Source organism: Mycobacterium sp., assembly GCF_032162105.1.
GTDB lineage: Bacteria > Actinomycetota > Actinomycetes > Mycobacteriales > Mycobacteriaceae > Mycobacterium.
The window spans coordinates 1-3,452 of sequence record NZ_JAVRPS010000345.1 but is presented as its reverse complement, the minus strand read 5'-3'; the positions used below and the strand labels follow the sequence as shown (position 1 = coordinate 3,452).

The following is a 3,452-nucleotide window of genomic DNA, read 5'->3' as shown; positions in this document are numbered from 1 at the left end:
TGATTCTGCAGGTCGGCGCGCAGACCCTCGAGCGTGTCGACGACGCCGCTATTCAACTCGACCACGCACCGTTGCAGCTCGGCCACATAGCTATCGGACAACTCGGCAAGCAATTCCGGTGCGCGAGCAGTCAGGCGCCTGGACTTGAGGTCGACGAGATGAAATTCCTCCTCGACGCCCATCGTCCGCAGCGTTACGCCTGGCATTTCAACACGCTAATTGACGCCCAATACATCGATGTTAAGGGAGGCCCGGCGCGATTCCTTCGGGCGCGGATGCTCGCCATGAGCCAGATGTGGGTCGGATCCATCGACACATGTCGACGCCGTCAACACCGCGCGGTGTTCGTTCGCTTCGCTAAGCCGAAGCAACCATCGTCGTGAGCAAGCCACGGAGCCGATCCTCACTGTGTTCGAGCACCTCTAGATTTACGTCCGCTGCACCGGGCTTACCATCGTGGTACTCGAACGGGTTATCGAGGTCCCGAATCAACGCCAGCGCGTAGAAGAGTAGGAAGCTGATCACCCCGACCACCAGTACTGTCGGGGTTATCTCGCCGATCTGGGTGATCAGCAACAACACGAGGATCACCAAGGCTGTGATCTCGGCGATGAGGTAGCCCGCCGACACGTACGACGTCCGGCGCATCGTGTCCATCCGGATCACCAGCCTGCGCATGGTCGCCTGCTCGGACTTCAACCGAGTCGTGAAACCCGCCTGGATCTTCGGCGCGAACACCGTGAACAGCGGGTTCAGCGCCCGCAGGTTGGCCATAACCTCGTCCAAGTCCTCGTTCTGCAGCAGCCACCGATGCGCCGAGTTCCCGATCTCGACAAGCTGCGCCACACATTGCCGCGCCTCGGGCAGCTTGAGCTCGGCATCGATGATCAAGCACTCATCCGCGACCGTCTCAAGGCTGGCAGCCAGCTCACCGGGAAGGCGTTCGGCCTCCTTGAAGTCGCCCGTTGTACCGGCAAGCATGAACCCCACGATGAACACCTCGGCCGCGATGACTCCGGTCAGCAGTGGACTGAGTTCCAGGTGCCTGGCCGAGCTCTCGTCGTACAGCCATTTCAGGAGGATCACCCCGAACGCGACCGGCAGCGCCTGAAAGAGAAGGCGCGGGTTGCCGCGGAAGAATTTGGTCATAGCACGTGCATGTGGTTGGCGAAGGTGATCATGTGCGCTCCACGACGCGGCCTGGGTCTGGATGTCAGCATGACACCTGACCTCGACTGAGGAGCAGTGAAATGACGAAGTTGCTGTCGATACAGTCGGGCGTTCGGGACCATCCCGACGTTGAGGCGAAGGCGTCGAGGGAGGGCGACGTCTGACGGCGACGCAGTCGCTACACGGCAAGAACCGAGCGGACCGGAACTGACCATCGACCAACGAGGCGTGTGCTGCGGAATCGAACCGGACGGCATGAGTGTTCCAGCGGAGCGGCACGTCACCGCTGAGGTGATCAGCTACGGCAAGTTACCGCCCCTAGCTGCGTGGATTCTGGTGGAGCTAAGTGGAATCGACTGCCCTGCAGGACCTGCCGAAATGTCATCTGAACTGAGTCGATTGTGCGTTCGCGTTGTTGCGCGACATCTTCGTGGCATGCGGATACGCATCCTTGTGCTCGTGACCGAACTTCATGCCACACTGCTAGGACTGTCGGACGCGGGTGGGGAGCTTTCGTATGGCGCGGGGAGAACGGCTTGACGTCTTCACGTAGGTGTATTGCAGCGGGCGCGTGGTTGCTTGCGGCCTACCTATTGGTGAGTGCCGGTGGCGCGACCGCGTTCGCCGATGCCGGATCCGACGCCACCAAAGACACCGACAGTTCTTCTGCCGCAAAGGGTTATGCCGCTAGCAGTGGAAGTGGCACTGAGCACGGCGCCGCGACCGGAGGCGAAGTGCATTCAGCGCATGACAACGCGGCGATCACGCTCGGATTGAGCCAACAACCTGCCCCCCGCTCAAGCACCGACCACGGCGACCCGGTCTCCAAACCGGCAACGCAGATCATCCGGAGTGCGACAAGGACAGTCGGCGCCCGTCAGGTCTCTGCCGATGCCGCGGCGACCACCGAATCTCCCTCGGAGACCGACGCGGCGGCGACCAACGACGATGGGGCGCCGGCCAGCGACCCGACACCTCCGACCGACGCCGCACCAACTGGCGAAGTGGCGTCACCGCCTACGACCAACGAGCTGCAGCCGTCCCCGACAGACACCCCGCCGACCGACGACCTTCCACCTACGTCCGACGCCTCCGCCGCGGTCACAACCGACAACGCGTTGCCCGTGATGCCGTCCAACGACGCGGCGGCATCGGGTTCCGACCAGGTCCCGTCGACGTCGGACACGGCGTCATCGGACACGACCGCTGCGTCCATCGCACCCAATCTCTTGGAGCAGGATACGAGCCTAGGTGTGTCGAGCTCGAGTGACACCGCGTCGATCCCGGATCCGGCGGCGCCGATCCCCGAGGTCACCAGCGTGCTGGAAGAAGAGCTCATCTCGACCACCGACGCTGTTGCTCCGCTCACACAGCTTCCCGCCGACTTGGCGCCCCTGCTGGGTATCACCGTCACCGAGGATCAACTCGTAACCGACGGCGTGAGCACCCGAAACCGATCGTCCGCCCGTGGCGGGCCCGCATTGTCGCCGATGCAGATCTTGCAACTACTGACGCAAACTTCCGGCTCGTCATTCGCCGGCAAGGCAACCGAGATCCCGTCGCTGTTGGACGGCACGAACCAAATGCGTTCGGACAGCGCGGCATCCGCATTCGGCACGACCGGCGCGCTGGCGGACACGTCGTCGACGTCCGAGGCCGCGCGGTTCGAACCCGACGCGGCCCTGCCAGAAGGGTTGCAGACGTTCCTGCATTCCTACGGCCAGGTCATCGTCGCGGTCTCGTTGTCGGCCATGTTCGCGGCTGCCCTACCCGGCCTCGTCGGACTCGTCATACCTGTCGTGGCAGGGATGCACATCGGATATCGCCAGGCCAAAGCCGGTCGGGCCCTGCGCATGTCGGGCATCGCGCACTTGGCGGCCTCTGGGCCGATCGGTGTGGTTCGGTCGGGCTCACTGGTTGCCCTGCGGCCGCCGAGATGGCGCGTCGCACCGCCGAACATTGGAGACGGTTCTCAAGCCGTCGCCTAATGGGAACCGATCAGCGTGTCCTTAACAGGGATCTTGGTTCTTGAGCGGGAGGCTGATCACCGAGCCACCAGCCGGTGAGCATTGTTGTCGCCTGGAGTGAAGGTCGATTCCTAGTGTTAGATCGTTGCCCCGGCCGGTTGGTGAGGTCATCTGTAGCGCTCATGGGATGTCGTGCCGTTTCGAGCACTGATCCATTAGGTCGCCGCCGGATGTCCTTAGGCTCGAACAGGTTCCATCGGTTCTGAACCAAGGGAGGTCAATCGATGCTGTTCGTCGGCGACGACTGGGCAGAAG

Annotated in this window: 4 protein-coding genes; 1 reads left to right on the top strand and 3 read right to left on the bottom strand. The window is 62.9% G+C overall.

Features of this window, described 5'->3' with window-relative positions; translation table 11 throughout:
* The 3 genes from QOC69_RS17670 to QOC69_RS17660 form a co-directional block, all read right to left on the bottom strand.
* The coding region (locus tag QOC69_RS17670; protein ID WP_526441863.1) for a glutamate-cysteine ligase family protein at nt 1–206 on the bottom strand (206 nt) is incomplete at its 3' end.
* Between the two features lie 151 nt (nt 207–357).
* On the bottom strand, nt 358–1,149 hold the full coding sequence (locus QOC69_RS17665) for a hypothetical protein (protein ID WP_526441861.1): 792 nt from the start codon (nt 1,147–1,149) through the stop codon (nt 358–360).
* Nucleotides 1,150–2,047: 898 nt separating this feature from the next.
* Nucleotides 2,048–2,386 (bottom strand): hypothetical protein, encoded by a 339-nt coding sequence (locus QOC69_RS17660; protein WP_526441859.1) that lies wholly within the window; start codon nt 2,384–2,386, stop codon nt 2,048–2,050.
* A gap of 37 nt (nt 2,387–2,423) precedes the next feature.
* Between QOC69_RS17660 and QOC69_RS17655 the strand changes: the two genes are divergently transcribed.
* Entirely contained in the window at nt 2,424–3,158 is a 735-nt protein-coding gene (locus tag QOC69_RS17655) for a hypothetical protein (RefSeq protein ID WP_526441857.1), read from the top strand.
* Nucleotides 3,159–3,452: the final 294 nt, after the last annotated feature.

What these genes read in the sequence shown, in the direction of transcription:
- QOC69_RS17660 (WP_526441859.1), bottom strand. Translation starts at nt 2,386, where the DNA reads ATGGACGCAGCGGTCGTGTCCGATGACGCCGTGTCCGACGTCGACGGG.
- QOC69_RS17665 (WP_526441861.1), bottom strand. Translation starts at nt 1,149, where the DNA reads ATGACCAAATTCTTCCGCGGCAACCCGCGCCTTCTCTTTCAGGCGCTG.